The sequence below is a fragment of the Streptomyces sp. CAI-85 genome, assembly GCF_013363615.1.
Taxonomy (GTDB): domain Bacteria; phylum Actinomycetota; class Actinomycetes; order Streptomycetales; family Streptomycetaceae; genus Streptomyces; species Streptomyces antibioticus_B.
In genome coordinates, this window is sequence record NZ_JAANNX010000016.1 from 104,695 (window position 1) to 118,899 (window position 14,205).

Genomic DNA, 14,205 nt, shown 5'->3' on the forward strand with positions numbered 1-14,205 from the left:
GATGTGAGAGGTCTGTGTATCACCATGGCTATTGGCTCTGCTATCGACACTGGGCCATGGTGAAGAACGGTCTCAACGTGCCGAGGAAGTGAATTACCTAGAGCCAGCCGGCTCGGGGTTAGCGATTCACGATAGAACCCTAGCGAGAGCAAGCACAGAAGTAAGTCGAGGGGCCAGCCATCTTGGGATGGCGTGGCCCCTTCTTCATGACCAACAACGAACGGAGATGGAAATACATGAGCAGCAACTACGAAGAGCTGTACACCGGAGACCTGAGTAAGATTGCCGAGCAGTTCACACTAGGTACGTGGGAAGGTACGGCCAAGGCCGCTAAGGAGTGGCCCAAGGGGATCCCTGGCCAGGCATCCATTGTCGCGCTGATGACCAACGGAACCCCCTTCAAGGCGAAGGGCACGGGATTCCTCACCCGCTACGCCGACCGCATCAAGGAACACAGTCGACTACTGGCTAAGCGGGGGCAGCCTCTTGCCGCAGAGAACATGCCTCCAGTCGGGCAGGCGTACCTCTGGTATCAGGACGTCGTTCAGTGCGTGCCCCTCAGCGGAATGCTGGTAGCCAAGCAGATAGCCCGACTGGCTGGGGATGATTCCCAGGTGACTATCCCTTGGCGTTCTCTGGCCGATGCAGTGGGCAGGAAGAACCGGGCGGGGAATCTTCGGTCCTACACAGAGCGGGGAGTGCAGGCCCTAGTCGAAAGTGGCTGGCTTCGAGTGGAGACGATCGGAGAGAAGCGGGGAGCCAAGACCACGTTCTATCTCCAGGTGGGCGACTTCACCGACCGGACATGGATGCATGACGAGGACTTCTACGAGGACGAACCCACGATCTGACTTATGGCCCTAAGTAAGAGGCATCCAGGGTTCAACTCAACGGGCCTCCGACTTATGGCCCTAAGAGTGTGTGGCCGGGTTGGCTGTGACCCCCGAGAACTTATGGCCCTAAGTAAGGGGTCACTCGGTCAGGGGCTGGGATCGTCTCCGGTTCCGACTTATGGCCCTAAGAGCAGTAACCCGGCTCGACCAGATCACCACAACTTATGGCCCTAAGAATAGGGGGTGCCCCGTCAGTCACTGGTTAAGCGGGAGGTGACTGGAGAGGCTTCTTCGGGTGATGAGGTCGCTTGGCCCCGATAGGGGTCAACGGCCGGTCATTAGAAAGATCTAGTCGGAGTGACGAGACAGACTGGTTAAACCGAGGCACCTCAGACGCCGGGCGGCTCAGTTATGAACGGGGCATGGCATCTAAGGATGCCAGCCCCTTGTGACTGGAGGATGAGCAGGAATTGTTCATGAGCCTTGATTCTCCCGAGACATCAGACGAGAAGTGACACAGGGGGTCTGGTGGTGAAGCCCTAGCGGAACCACCAGCAGGACAACCCCGGTTTGGCTCATGCAACTCAAGCGCCGTGCGGCTTAAAGACACGGTCGCTATCGCTCCGGGAACCCGCTAAGGCGGAACCCTGCGCTAGCGCTCCCTTGATTGGAGGAAGAGTGACCAGGGTTTCATTCCCTCATCATCCCTCCGTTAGAGCGAAGCGGGAGGGGGTTCAATCCCCCGAGAGCGTAGCGATGTCTTTGAGCCGCACGGCGTTTGAGTTGCAGGAGATCTAGCTAGGTCTGACGTTCATCGTTCGGACTCCGTTGCTCCTCATCCGGTGATCGCTCCTGTGCGTCGCTCTCCGGCGTATCACCATTCCCCGCTCAAGCCAGCTAGGTAATGATTGACCAGTGTAGCTAGCTGAATCCATGTTCCATCCGTGGAAGGTCAGACCCTCATTCTCCGATCCTGGGTTAAACAACCCCGGGTCGATATCCGACAAAGGGTCCTGCCGACTCATGGAGGCAGGACACACCGAAAGGAAGTACTAACCATGATTGGCCGCACCTGTCCTTGGAAGTTGAGCAACTGATCTATCTGTTCTGCACCACCCAAGGATGACCGGCACCGAGTAGGTCTCTGTGATTTCCATTCCTCCATCCAGTACATGGCTCAGCTAGCAACACAGGGCCGACTACTGACGGAGCTAGACATTGCCGACCACAGTCCAGGTTTCACCTACGTTGCCGAGAACGGAGAAGGGAACTACCGACTAGGCCACGCCGGAACCTGGGAACTTCTCATGCCCAAGCTGAGGAAGATGTTCGGGAACGGAGACCTCGTCAAGGTGGTGGCTCTCATTGACGGAGGGAAGAGCAGGTACCTCACCCTCGTGGCGGAGTTCTCTCCGTTCTTGATTGAGGGCAGGAATAGCACCTACGGACCGGAGATAGATGTTACTGGGCTTCCGCTCTCCGATCGTTACTCCGGCCTTCCTCGGAACATGACTGGCCTGCCTGATCTATTCGTCTGGTGAGTTCGAGCCGGCTGACCCCTTCCGTGAGAGTCCGTTACTCATCTGGCGTTACCTAGCGCAGGTCGCAATCTTGCGACTGCGCGTTACTCGACACAGCAACCGACGCCTGCGTTACTCGTGGAGCGTTACTCGACCGAGGAGATTCGATGTACGACGTCACTAACGAACTGCGTTCCATCCGGCGTACCCGTAAGACCGTCAATGCGATGGTGTGGGCCATCGTTACCGGGGCAGTGTTCTATAGCCTCATGACTACGACACCGTTAGTCGCTGCACACTCGGAGTGGGAATGGTCTGGCTGGGCTCTAGGAGTCCTTACCGATGCCGCATTCATTCTCTCCATCAGCGCAGACGCAACCCTGTCCAGACACGGAATCAAGGGTGGACGGTGGCCAACGGTATTCCGTTGGTCCACCGGTCTAGCTTCCCTCTTCCTCAACACTTGGAGTTCGGTAGACACCGGTGATTGGGTGGGTGTTGCTATCCACTCCGTTTCTCCGGCAATTCTGATCTGTGCCGCTGAGGTGTCACCCATCTACCGACGCATGTTCCGAGACCTGGAGCTAACGCTTACGGAGCAAGTAACGGTGAAGGTGGTAACGCAGTCACTAACGCCCAAGAAGGGTCAGCCGGCTCGCGTTACTAACGGACAGCAGAAGTCTGAGAAGAACAAGGCCGCCATCCGTCAGGCATTCCTGGATGGGCTAACGCCAACGGAGGCAGCAAAGAGTATCGGAGTAACGAGGGGCTACGTCTCGCAGTGTTACAAGGAGATCAGGGCAGAGCTGAAGCTAACGGCCTGACAGTATGGCTATACTTCCTCCACCCGATCGGGGATGACGAGAGTGGGGGGAATGAAGGCTCGGGCACTTGCCTTGATAATGCTGGTGGGTGTTACCGCTATGGCGTGCACACCCAACCAGGAGGACGAAGCTCTGAACGATGCCAGACAGGTATGCATTGACCTAGGTTTCGACAAGGAAGAGTCAAATGACTCTTCGGACGACGACGGGTCAATGACTTCAGGAGAGCTGACCGAATACGCTGACGACCTGGATGAAGAAGTCAATCAAGCAGCCCGAGCAGCCCGACTGGACCAGCGCTGGGACAGGTTGTCGAATGCGGCTACAGATGGTCAGGAGTGGTTCAGGCAACTGGGTATTGCTCAGGATGAGACCCGCTCCGTAGGCGAACGCAACATTGCCCAAGAGCGGGCCGACCAACTAGACGGTGACGAGATAGTCAATGTGATGCGTCAAGAGTGCCGCAAGGCGCTTGCTCAGTGACGCCAGCAGGCAGAGGGCCGAGGGAAGTCCTCGGCCCTTTTGCTTGAGTATGTCGCAGTCAATGGCTACGAGTCTCTAGCTTCTTTCTGTGCGGCCTTGTACTCCTGCCACAGCTCTTCCGCCCTCTCGCACCGCCATCCCACCTCCTTGCAGTCCGCACACCCGACCGAGTGGGTTACGAACGCTCCGTAGGTGTTCTGGACCTTGTCCGTGAGTCGGGCAACCCGAGCCGGAACCATGGCCCTCAGCCTTCCGCTTGTCTCGTCCGTCATGCCTCGCATCGTGTCTCCCCACATGGGACGAACTTGGATCTGCGCAAGGACAGTTGGGAGGTCTGGGCACTACCCTCAAAGAAGGCCCAAACGTCCCTGGGAGAGCCCTTGAACACTGCCCTACGATCAGCTATGGAGTCAGCCGGCCTCTCGCCCAGACAGCTAGCCCTGAGAGTCGGAGTCTCCGGGAAGACGGTGGAGCGGTGGATCAGTAATGACGATCTGATCCCACATGCCAGGAACCGTGAAGACGCCTGTAGAGCACTGGGAGTGGATGAGGAAATGCTCTGGCCGAAGGTAGTGAAGGAACGGATCAAGACAGGCGGAGACAGAGAGATCCTGCACAGCTATCCATACCGATCTGCCTGCCCTTCCAATGTCTGGGGGGAGCTGACAGAGCAAGCCACGTCAGAACTCTTCTTTGCTGGGTACACGAACTACTTCTTGTGGACTCAAGTACCGGACTTCCCTGGAATCTTGCGCCGCAAGAAGCAGGAGGGATGCCGCATAAGGTTCCTGATCGGAGACCCGAACGGAGAAGTGACTCGGCAGCGGGAAACCATCGAGGATGTAGCGCTTACTGTTTCCACCCGCATTCGCATCACTCTGGAGGAACTGGAGAAGCTGGGGAACCTTGAAGGGATTGAGGCTCGATTCTCTGCACCACAGGATGCCGTGAATCATGTCTCTCTGTCCGTGTTCCGGTTCGACAGTGAAGCGCTGGTCACGCCCCATCTGGCCAGGCTGGTTGGGCATGACTCACCCCTCCTGCATCTGCGCCGTATCGGGGATGGAGGGATGTTCTCCCGGTTTGCCGAGCATGCAGAGGAGCTGTGGGAGAGGGCTGTTCCTATCCAGTCGGAGGAAAGTAGGGCTTAGCCGGGGATAGTGCAGCACTAGCACGGCGTAACTGCCACTTGCTCTGCGTTATGGGGATGTAAGTGCGGACTGTGGACTAACCATCTGCTCATCCTCCGGTAACCCCTACCCCGTCTAGGTGTGTGACGTATAGCACACCTATTTATGGTGGAAATTTTAGGGGACTCACCTCCACCTCCACGGCCCAGTTTAATAACCCCCGGGTTGTCCTGTTTCGTCCCCCGACTTTTGAACTTGTTCGAGAATCCCTTGACCTGCGGGGATGCTGGACCACTCGGAACGGGGAATGGGGAAGGAAGGGCGAGGGTCGGGGGTCTCTCTCTTGTATTGATAAGGGTGCTGGATATCTCCATAAGGGCAGGCCGATAACGGGGCCGGAGGAAAGGCAGGACAGTCCCCCTCCACTCCGTTCGGCCATGCCGTCAGTGTCTCCCCAGGCTGTACCCCTGCCTGTCCGCGTGTGGGGCTGTGGGGACAGGGCTGGGAGGAGACCAGGAGGAGCAGAGAGGGGCTGAGGTGGGCGTGGAGAGGCTTGCCTGTGGTGCTCTCCGGCCCAGAGGGCACGCACCACCGGCCCCAGGGAGAGGGGAAGCAACTTGACTAGCTGGCCTTACGCAACCTGCCTGGCTAGGCATGAGGGGTTGTCAGGGATGCATCTCCCCTGGTTACAGTGGGGCCCTAGTCAAGCTGCCTTACAAGCAGGATGTCGGCGGTTCGAAACCGTCCGCGCCCACACAGGCCGGAGGGCCCTCACCGAGTCGGTGAGGGCCCTCCGGCCTGTTTTCAGGGGGTGTTGGGGCGACCGGCGTCGGTGCCGTCCTCGCCGGGCGGGGTCTCGTGGGCGTGTTTCAGGCGGGTGCGGGCCTCCACGCGGTCGGCGACGGCGACCTCCGACCAGAAGCGGTGGCCGCTGACGAAGACCGCCAGTTCGTGTTCGCGGCGGCGGAGTTTCTCCACCTCGGCCTGTTCGTCGGCCGTCCAGCCGGGGGAGGCGGGGCGCTCGATCTTGCGCCAGCCGCTGTCGTCGCTGAAGCCGTCCAGGGGCTCGACCGACCAGGGCAGCCGCCTCAGGAGGGCCGACAGCTCGGCCCGGACCTGATGCAGCTCCTCCTGACCGGCGCGCAGGTCGCTCGGAAAGTCATAGGTCGTCGCCACGCGCTAATGCTACGCCTGTTCGATTTTGGGAGGCGAGTCTCTTTGGGGTGTTCGTGTGAACGTACGTTCGAATGACGGGAGCGGGTGAGGGCCGGTTGTCAGACCCCCGCTCTACCGTGGGGGCATGGAACTGAACGGTGGGCGGCGGGTGCTGTTGGTGCCGTGGGCGGGCGGGGATCTCTGGCTGCTGCGGCGCTGCAACACCCCGGAGATGACCGACCAGCTCGGCGGTCCGGAGTCGGAGGAGCAGCTCCTCTCCCGGCACAGACGCTACTGCGAGCTGGCCACCGGGCGGATGTACCGGGTCGTGCTCGACGGCGGTGACGGCGACGGCGAGACCGTCGGGTCCATCGGGTACTGGGAGCACGACTGGCAGGGCGGCACCGTGTGGGAGACGGGCTGGGCCGTCCTGCCCGAGTTCCAGGGCCGGGGCCTCGCCGTGTCGGCGGCCCGCGCCCTCGTCGGCGTCGTCCGCGAGGCGGGCGGTCACCCGACCCTGCACGCCTTCCCCAAGGTGGACCACAGCGCGTCCAACGGGGTGTGCCGCAAGGCCGGGTTCACGCTCCGCGGGCAGGCCGACTTCGAGTACCCGAAGGGCAACCCGATCAGATCCAACGACTGGTACGTCGACCTGCGCGCCGGCCTCAGAGGCTAGCCGCCGCGACCTCCTCCACCAGCCGCGCCGCCACCGGCACCGGTACCCCGTGCCGCTCCGCCGCGCGCAGCAACGCCCCGCCGATCGCGTCGAGTTCGAGCGGCAGCCCGGCCTCGGCGTCCCGCAGCATCGAGGACTTCGCGGTGGGCTCGAAGGCGTCGTAGAGGGCGAGCGTCCGCGCCGGGTCGGCGGGTGCGCCGCAGGCCCGGCTCACCGCGGCGGTCTCCTCGACCAGCGCGGTCAGCTCCTCCCGGTACCGGCCGCGGATCTCGCCGACGGGGGCGCGGTGGCGGGTGGTGAGCAGGGCGAAGGGGGCGAGGAAGGCCAGCTTCCCCCACAGGACGGCCGTCTCGTCGGGGTGCGTCCGCACGGCCGGGTCGACGGCGGCCAGGGTGCGGGCGAGCGCGTCCAGCCGGTCGGCGGGCACCCGGTCCCCGGCGAGGTCGATGCTCGTGAACCGGCTGCCGTGCTCGATCACCCCGGGCGCGACCCGGGTCGACTCGACGCGGACGACGGCCGGCGCGACCCGGTCCGGGCGGTGGTGGGCGCGCAGCCGCGCCGGATGCTCGACGCCGTTGAGGAACGGCACGAGCAGGGTGTCGTCGCCCAGCGCCGAGGCCGGGATCCGGGTCAGGGCCTCGTCCAGCGCGGTGTGCTTGACGGTGATCAGCACCGCGTCGACCGGCGTCCGCAGGACCGTGTCCGCGTCCACCCGGGCCGTGAAGTCGCCGAACTGCCCGCTGCGCACGCCGATCCCGCGCTCGCGCAGGACCGCGGCCGTGTCCTCACCGGCCAGGCAGACCACCTGGTGGCCGGCCCGGGACAGCAGCGCGGCGAGCAGTCCGCCCACGCCACCGGGGCCCAGGACGGCGACGGTGCGTATGTCGTTCCCCATGGGGTTGTCGATCCTCTCGTCGGTCGGCCCCGCGGGTCGCGGTGGCCGCCTCGGAAACGATCATGGCACGGAGGCGGTGCGGAGGGGCAGACTTGGGGACATGTGCCGCAGCATCAAGACGCTCCGCCCGCCCGCGCTGGCCGAGGAGGCGACGCAGGACGAGATCCGGGCCGCCGCCCTCCAGTACGTCCGCAAGGTCTCCGGCTTCCGGGCACCCGCCGCCCACAACCAGGAGGTCTTCGACCAGGCCGTCGAACGCATCGCGCAGGCCACGGCGGAACTCCTGGACGGCCTGGAGGTACGGGGAGCCGCCCGCCGGGCGTGAACCGTGGATCCCGTCGTCGCCCGGCCCTGTGACCGCGTGACCCCGCGACCCCCGTCAGGCCGACGACGGGCGGCGCATCACGTACGCCGCCACCGCGCCCGCGCCGAACAGCGCCAGGACCGAGACGCCGGTCGCCAGCCAGGTCGTGCCCAGCCAGTGGGCGCCGTAGTAGCCGAGGGCGGCGCTGTAGGCGGCCCAGGAGAGGCCCGCCAGGGCGGACCAGGGGAGGAAGTCGCGCGGGCGGCGATGCGCGGCGCCCGCGATCAGGGAGACCACCGAGCGGCCGGCCGGTGCGAAGCGGGCCAGCACCACCAGTGCGCCGCCGCCCTTGGAGAGGGCATCGCCGAGACGTTCCTGCGCGCTCGTCAGCCGCCGGGAGCGGGCGATCGCACGGTCCAGGCGTTCACCGCCCCGCCAGGCCAGCCGGTAGGCCACCAGATCGCCGAGCACGGACGCGGTCGTCGCCGACAGGATCAGCACCATGATGTCCGGCACGTCGTGCGGCACCTGCCCGGTCGCCGCACCCGAACCGGCCGCGGCGGCCGTCGCCGCCGTGATCACGAGCACTCCGCTGGGCAGCACCGGCAGGAACACGTCGAGGAGGACCGACAGCCCCACCACCACATAGATCCATGGGCTGCCGAACAACGCCCCCACACTCTCCAACACCCGATCGCTCCCCGTGTCTCCCCCGTGACGGCCGACCGTGCCGCTGTGTCGCGAGGGAGCGGCAGGTGCGGCCAATACAGCCATACAGCGTACGCGGAAGGTGTGACAGAAGATTCACGGGGGGCGTGTGCGTTTGATATCGGACGTTCACCGGAGAGGGCGAATCGGATCGAGATGTGAACGCCCGACCGCCTACCGGAAGTGGATGCTCCTGTTCAGGAACCTCCGGGAACGAGGTCGGACTCCGTCACGGTCGTCAGGACGTCGTTCCCGCGTGCCTGCTCCAGCCGCAGCCGGGCCGAACGCCCGCGCAGCTCCAGGGACATGAGCTGGTTGCCGAACCACGGCCCGCCCAGCTTGCGCCAGTCCACAGGTGCTGGCGCGCACCGCCCGTGCCGGGCGAGCCGGCGCCCCACGGCTCGGGCGACCGCGCTCCAGCCGAAGCGGAACCCCACCCTTATCGACAGCGGTATCGAGTTGTGCACCGGCGAGCAGGTGAGCTGGAGGACCCGCGCGTCCGGCCCCGGCCCCTCCCGCCACCGCGGTTCGGCGACGTACGCGTGATGGACGTCCCCGGACAGCACGAGCACGCTCGCCGGTGCCGCCGGACCCGTGCCCGCCTCGGCGATCAGCCCGGCCAGCGCGGCGAAGGAGCCCGGGAAGGCCGCCCAGTGCTCCAGATCGGCAGCCCGCCGCAGTTTCTCCCCGAACCGCGCCCAGTGCGCCCCGCGTTCACCCCGGCACAGCGCCGCGTTCCACGCCTCGGCGTCGTGCACCAGGGGTGGCAGCAGCCAGGGCAGGGAGGTGCCGATCAGGAGATGGTCGTAGGAGCCGGGGCCGTCGAGGACCTGGTCGCGCAGCCACGCGGCCTCGTCCGGGTCGAGCATCGCGCGCCCGTCCTCGGCCAGGACCCGCGCGGCCCTGCTGTCCACCATCAGCAGCCGGGTCCGGCCGAAGTCGCGCCGGTAGCTCCAGCGGACGGAGGCCGGGTCGGCGTCGGCCCGGCAGGCGAAGGCGCGCAGCGCGTCGGTGCCGTCCGGCTGCGCGCACACGGCGGCGTGGAGCGGGTCGGCGGCCAGTTCGGCGGGGGAGAGGTTGCCGAGGTGCTGGTAGACCCAGTACGACATCAGGCCGCTCAGGATCCGCTCGCGCCACCAGGGCGTGGCCCGCATGTCGGCGAGCCAGGCGGCGGAGGTGTTCCAGTCGTCGATCACATCGTGGTCGTCGAAGACCATGCAGGTGGGGACGGTGGAGAGCAGCCAGCGGACCTCGGGGTCGCCCCAGGACTCGTCGTAGAGCCAGGTGTACTCCTCGAAGTCGGCCACCTCGGCGCCCGGCGGGTCGGCCAGGCCGCGGCGGGCGCGGATCCGCTCGCGGGTCGCGTCGGAGACCTCGTCGGCGTACACCTGGTCGCCCAGCAGCAGGAGGACGTCGGGCCGGGCGGCCGCCGGGTCGGCGGCGATCCGGGCGGCCAGTCCGTGCAGGGCGTCGGGGCCCACGGGGTCGCTCTCCCCGGCCGGGGGCGCCGCCCAGCGGCAGGACCCGAAGGAGACCCGCAGGCCCCCCTCCTCGTCCATCGGGAGGCGGATGACGGACGGCGGGAAGCGGGAGTCGGGCGGCGGCCACACGCGCGTGCCGTCCAGGAACACCTCGTAGGCCGTCTCCGTGCCCGCCGTCAGTCCGGTGACCGGGATCAGGGCGTAGTGGTGGCCCGCCACCTGGAAGGTGCGGGCCGTGCCGCCCGCGCCGTCCGCGCAGCGCACCTCGGCGGCGCACGGACGGGTCGTCTCGACCCACACCGTCGCGGACGAGGCCGCGGACGGGTCCGGGACGGAGGGCGGGCCGTCGACGTACCTCAGCAGTGGTCCCAGCCGCAGTCCGGCCACCCGATCACCCTCCTCCGTCGCTCCGTACGGTACGGAACGACGGGGAGCGTGGGGAGATCCCTGCGGGGACCGATCGGCCGGCCGGTCGCCGGCCGGTTCAGCAGCCCGAGAGGTAGCTGGTGAGCGCGGACTTCTCGGCCGAGTCGACGGAGAGGCCGTAGTAGTACTTCACCTGGACCCAGGCGCGGACGTAGGTGCAGCGGTAGGAGGTGACCGACGGCATCCACTCGGCCGGGTCCTTGTCCCCCTTGGCCTGGTTGACGTTGTCCGTGACGGCGATGAGCTGCGGGCGGGTCAGGTCGTTGGCGAAGTTCTGCCGTGTGGTGCTGCTCCAGCCGCCGGCGCCGGAGTCCCACGCCTCGGCGAGCGGCACCACGTGGTCGATGTCGAGGTCGGAGGCGGCGGTCCAGGTCGCGCCGTCGTACGGGGAGTACCAGCTTCCGCTGGTGGCGGTGCAGGCGGAGTTGGTGACGACGTTGGAGCCGTCCCGCTTGAGGACCGTCTCGCGGGTGTTGCAGGTGCCGCTGATGGTGATCCAGTGGTTGAAGAGGTCGCGGTTGTAGCCCGTGCGGTTCTCGGTGGCCACGGTGAGCTGGGACAGATAGCTGCGGGCGGTGGCGGCGCTGACCGGGGTGGGGAGGGCGGCCGAGGCGGTCGGTGCGTCGAAGAGTGCGACGGAGGCTATGAGACCCGACAGGGCCGCGAGTATGCTCAGTCGTCGACGCGCGTAGAACTTGGCCATGCGAACTCCTTGGTGGGGAGGGGCTGTTGAGCGCGAGCGGTGGGAATGCTCCCCGCGCCGCATTGCGGAGAGGTGTGCGCCCGGTAAGAAGCTAGTGACGTGCACATGACACGACAAGGTTCATGACGGAACGATCTCGTATGATTGACGGAGCAGAAGGGGAGTAGCTCTTCGCCGGGACCGTCGACATACTGCTCAGCTCGTCTGAGCCGGCGCCCGGAGGCAGGTTCGAGAGGACCGGCCGGCGAGACCTTCGGCAAGCAGTGCACACCCGTGCCCCCTCGGCGCGGGTGCCATGTGTGCTGCCGTGCCGAGGTGTCTCCGTCCTGGGAATCCAGCGGATCTCAGGCTCTCGGCGGGGCGGCCCCGACCGATTGAGGAACCTTGATCAGCATCAGTGTCATGGCGGTCGTCTTCGGCGTCGTCTTCCTGGCCGAGCTGCCCGACAAGACCGCGCTCGCCGGCCTCGTCCTCGGCACCCGCTACCGCGCCTCCTACGTCTTCGCCGGTGTCGCCGCGGCCTTCGCGCTGCATGTGACGCTCGCCGTCGCCGCGGGCAGCGTGCTGACGCTGCTGCCCCACCAGATCGTGCAGGCGATCACCGGCGTGCTGTTCCTGGGCGGCGCGGCCGTCCTGGTGATGAAGAAGGACGACGGCGACGAGGAGATCCGGCGCCCGAAGGACCAGTCCTTCTGGAAGGTCTCGGGGGCCGGTTTCATGCTGATCCTGGTCGCCGAGTTCGGTGACCTCACACAGATCATGACGGCCAACCTGGCCGCCCGCTACGACGACCCGCTCTCCGTCGGCCTCGGCGCGGTGCTGGCGCTGTGGACCGTGGCCGGTCTGGGCATCGTCGGCGGAAAGGCGCTGATGAAGCGGGTGCCGCTGACGCTGATCACCCGGATCGCGGCGGCGCTGATGCTGGCGCTGGGCGTGTGGAGCCTGTGGGAGGCGATCGCCGGCTGAGGTGCGGGCCGGGGGCCCGGGGAGCTGAACGGCGGGTGAACGCCGGACGGCGCTTTCCGGGGGCGGGTGGCGGGGGACCCCGATTGTTTTGTACCGTGGAGAAACAAAGTGGCCCCCGCTCGTTCTCCCTGACCGGCGGGCGGGGCCGCCTTGGTCTTGCCCAGCGATCACTGGAGCCGTCGATGCCGGTCCTGCCCGCCCGTGCCCTTCTTCTCGACATGGACGGCACCCTCGTCAACTCGGACGCCGTCGTCGAGCGGATCTGGCGGCGCTGGGCCGACCGGCACGGGCTGGACGGCGACGAGGTGATGCGGGTCGTCCACGGCCGCCAGGGGTACGCCTCGATGGCCGTCCTGCTGCCGGACCGCCCCATGGAGCAGAACTACGCGGACAACGCCCGGATGCTGGCCGAGGAGACCGCCGACCTGGACGGTGTCGTGCCGGTGCCCGGCGCGGCGGAGTTCCTCGCCTCGCTGCGCGCGCAGGGCGTGCCGCACGCCCTGGTCACCTCGGCGGACGTCGCGCTCTCCACGGCGCGGATGGCGGCGGCGGGACTGCCGATGCCGGACGTGCGGATCACCGCGGAGTCGGTGGGCGCCAGCAAGCCGGACCCCGAGGGCTTCCTGAAGGGCGCGGCCGAGCTGGGGATCGCGGCCGCGGACTGTGTCGTCCTCGAGGACTCGGGCGCGGGCATCGCCGCCGGCCACGCCGCCGGGATGCGCGTCGTGGGCGTCGGCCCGCGGGCCGCGGCGCACGGGCCCGACGTGGTCGTGCGCGACCTGCGGGAGATCCGGGTCGAGGCGGCGGTGCGGGACGGCGTCCGTGTCCACGCCGGCCGGGACTGAGCCCTGTGCCGGACGGCGCTGAACCCTACGGCGCGCTGGTCTCCGACTCCAGGCTCTGGCGGGTCGCCGCCCCGTACACGCCGTAGCCGTCGGTCTTGACGTTCCGGTACCACTGGTAGTTGCGCACGGCGTTCTCCAGCCGCTGGTCGAAGACCCCGTTGGCGTCCTGGTTGTAGAGGCGCAACTGGCTCAGCCGGAGCTGGAGTTCGGTGACCTCCGGGCCGCTGTCGCCGCGCCGCAGGACCGGCGCCGCGATCGGCTGCCCGCCGCCGTCGCCGTCGGTGCCGTCGTCGGGCCCGGCGGAGGCGGTCTCCTCGGCGCTCGACACCGCCGGGCTCGGTTCCGCCGAGGCGGACGCGGACGGCGACGCGCTCGTGCCGGCCGAGGCCGACGGGGAGGCGCTCTCGCTCGCCGAGGCCGACGGCGACGCGCTGGACGCCGAGGGGGACGGCGATCCGCTCGCCGACGAGGACACGGAGGCCGCCTCGGTGTCCGAGACCTCCGGCACGGCCGCGCGGACCTCCTCGGGGGCGGCGCTGTCCCGGGCCGGCTTCTCGTAGGAGAACAGCCCGCTCGCGAACCCGGCCGCGGTCACGACGGTCACCACGGCACCGGTCGTGGCCAGCAGCAGGGCGCGACGGCGGCGCCGGCCGCGCGGGGTGGACGCGTCCTCGTCGTCCCGGTAGGCGTCGTCGCGGTCCGAGGTCTCGAAGAGGCTCAGATCGGTGGTGCTGGGCTCCGCGCCCAGGGGACTCATGGGGGTGAGGGGCGAGGGGAGCGCCGTCGTCGCGTCCGCGGGCACGGCCCGTAGCTGCACCGTCTCGTCGGCGGCTGGGACGGTCCGCAGGGGCATGGTCATGTCGACGGCACCCTGCCCGCCCTGGTGGACGTCCGCGCCACGGTGGACGTCCGCGCTCTGGTGGACGTCCCCGCCCTCCCCTATTTCGACGTACGGCCGTATGCGCAGCGGATCGAAGTCCTCCGCCGCGGCCGCCTCCGCCGTACGGGTGTCGCGCAGGGCGTCCGCGGCGCGCCGGGCGCAGGCGCACGACGGGGTGTTGTCGGCGGCGCGGAGCGCGCCGCACTCCGGGCACGGCAGCCCCTGCCGCTCCGGTTGCCCCTGCCACCCCGTCGGATCGCTCACGTGCCCGTCCCTCCCCATCGAAACTCCAGAGATTATGCAGATCCTCCACACAAGCGCCCGCCCGCGGCCCCCGGAATACGGGATTCCGCTCGGCTTCCGGAGGAATCCGGGG

Annotated in this window: 16 protein-coding genes; 9 read left to right on the forward strand and 7 right to left on the reverse strand. The window is 67.2% G+C overall.

Going from position 1 to position 14,205, the window contains the following annotated elements:
- The first annotated feature begins 236 nt into the window (after window positions 1-236).
- The 4 genes from G6W55_RS19910 to G6W55_RS19925 all read left to right on the forward strand — a co-directional run bounded on the left by G6W55_RS19910 (window position 237) and on the right by G6W55_RS19925 (window position 3,660).
- Entirely contained in the window at window positions 237-851 is a 615-nt protein-coding gene (locus G6W55_RS19910; protein WP_175522191.1) for a hypothetical protein, read from the forward strand.
- A 1,154-nt stretch (window positions 852-2,005) separates the two neighbouring features.
- Entirely contained in the window at window positions 2,006-2,374 is a 369-nt protein-coding gene (locus G6W55_RS19915) for a hypothetical protein (protein WP_175522192.1), read from the forward strand.
- Between the two features lie 146 nt (window positions 2,375-2,520).
- A complete protein-coding gene (locus G6W55_RS19920) occupies window positions 2,521-3,177 on the forward strand; it encodes a hypothetical protein (RefSeq protein ID WP_175522193.1) in 657 nt (218 codons plus the stop codon).
- Between the two features lie 51 nt (window positions 3,178-3,228).
- Window positions 3,229-3,660: a hypothetical protein gene (locus G6W55_RS19925; RefSeq protein WP_175522194.1), complete on the forward strand. Its 432-nt coding sequence runs from the start codon at window positions 3,229-3,231 to the stop codon at window positions 3,658-3,660.
- Window positions 3,661-3,725: 65 nt separating this feature from the next.
- On the opposite strand, the gene G6W55_RS19930 is transcribed toward G6W55_RS19925, so the two are convergent.
- On the reverse strand, window positions 3,726-3,932 hold the full coding sequence (locus G6W55_RS19930) for a hypothetical protein (RefSeq protein ID WP_175522195.1): 207 nt from the start codon (window positions 3,930-3,932) through the stop codon (window positions 3,726-3,728).
- Window positions 3,933-4,064: 132 nt separating this feature from the next.
- Here G6W55_RS19930 and G6W55_RS19935 point away from each other — a divergent pair, with 132 nt between their 5' ends.
- The gene (locus G6W55_RS19935; RefSeq protein ID WP_175522196.1) at window positions 4,065-4,811 is read left to right on the forward strand and encodes a helix-turn-helix transcriptional regulator; all 747 of its coding nucleotides are present in this window, start codon (window positions 4,065-4,067) and stop codon (window positions 4,809-4,811) included.
- A gap of 783 nt (window positions 4,812-5,594) precedes the next feature.
- Here the strand turns inward: G6W55_RS19935 and G6W55_RS19940 are convergent.
- The gene (locus G6W55_RS19940) at window positions 5,595-5,966 is read right to left on the reverse strand and encodes a hypothetical protein (protein WP_175522197.1); all 372 of its coding nucleotides are present in this window, start codon (window positions 5,964-5,966) and stop codon (window positions 5,595-5,597) included.
- 124 nt (window positions 5,967-6,090) lie between these two features.
- Here G6W55_RS19940 and G6W55_RS19945 point away from each other — a divergent pair, with 124 nt between their 5' ends.
- The gene (locus G6W55_RS19945) at window positions 6,091-6,621 is read left to right on the forward strand and encodes a GNAT family N-acetyltransferase (protein ID WP_175522198.1); all 531 of its coding nucleotides are present in this window, start codon (window positions 6,091-6,093) and stop codon (window positions 6,619-6,621) included.
- Here G6W55_RS19945 and G6W55_RS19950 read toward each other — a convergent pair.
- Window positions 6,611-7,516 carry a ketopantoate reductase family protein gene (locus G6W55_RS19950; RefSeq protein ID WP_175522199.1) on the reverse strand — a complete coding sequence of 302 codons (906 nt, stop codon included), beginning with the start codon at window positions 7,514-7,516 and terminating at the stop codon, window positions 6,611-6,613. The genes G6W55_RS19945 and G6W55_RS19950 overlap by 11 nt on opposite strands.
- Before the next feature lie 100 nt (window positions 7,517-7,616).
- Here G6W55_RS19950 and G6W55_RS19955 point away from each other — a divergent pair, with 100 nt between their 5' ends.
- On the forward strand, window positions 7,617-7,841 hold the full coding sequence (locus G6W55_RS19955; RefSeq protein ID WP_175522200.1) for a DUF2277 domain-containing protein: 225 nt from the start codon (window positions 7,617-7,619) through the stop codon (window positions 7,839-7,841).
- A gap of 54 nt (window positions 7,842-7,895) precedes the next feature.
- Here the strand turns inward: G6W55_RS19955 and G6W55_RS19960 are convergent, their stop codons facing one another.
- The 3 genes from G6W55_RS19960 to G6W55_RS19970 form a co-directional block, all read right to left on the reverse strand.
- Window positions 7,896-8,510 carry a VTT domain-containing protein gene (locus G6W55_RS19960; RefSeq protein WP_175522201.1) on the reverse strand — a complete coding sequence of 205 codons (615 nt, stop codon included), beginning with the start codon at window positions 8,508-8,510 and terminating at the stop codon, window positions 7,896-7,898.
- 215 nt (window positions 8,511-8,725) lie between these two features.
- A complete protein-coding gene (locus G6W55_RS19965) occupies window positions 8,726-10,396 on the reverse strand; it encodes an alkaline phosphatase D family protein (RefSeq protein WP_175522202.1) in 1,671 nt (556 codons plus the stop codon).
- 97 nt (window positions 10,397-10,493) lie between these two features.
- On the reverse strand, window positions 10,494-11,138 hold the full coding sequence (locus tag G6W55_RS19970; RefSeq protein ID WP_175522203.1) for an HNH endonuclease family protein: 645 nt from the start codon (window positions 11,136-11,138) through the stop codon (window positions 10,494-10,496).
- A 384-nt stretch (window positions 11,139-11,522) separates the two neighbouring features.
- Here G6W55_RS19970 and G6W55_RS19975 point away from each other — a divergent pair, with 384 nt between their 5' ends.
- Together G6W55_RS19975 and G6W55_RS19980 are read left to right on the forward strand one after the other, a co-directional pair.
- Window positions 11,523-12,104, forward strand: coding sequence for a TMEM165/GDT1 family protein (locus G6W55_RS19975; RefSeq protein ID WP_175522204.1), 582 nt, complete (start codon window positions 11,523-11,525; stop codon window positions 12,102-12,104).
- 182 nt (window positions 12,105-12,286) lie between these two features.
- Complete coding sequence (locus G6W55_RS19980; protein WP_175522205.1) at window positions 12,287-12,949, forward strand: HAD-IA family hydrolase; 663 nt, start codon at window positions 12,287-12,289, stop codon at window positions 12,947-12,949.
- Between the two features lie 25 nt (window positions 12,950-12,974).
- On the opposite strand, the gene G6W55_RS19985 is transcribed toward G6W55_RS19980, so the two are convergent.
- Complete coding sequence (locus tag G6W55_RS19985; protein WP_309243761.1) at window positions 12,975-14,093, reverse strand: peptidoglycan-binding domain-containing protein; 1,119 nt, start codon at window positions 14,091-14,093, stop codon at window positions 12,975-12,977.
- Window positions 14,094-14,205 lie beyond the last annotated feature (112 nt).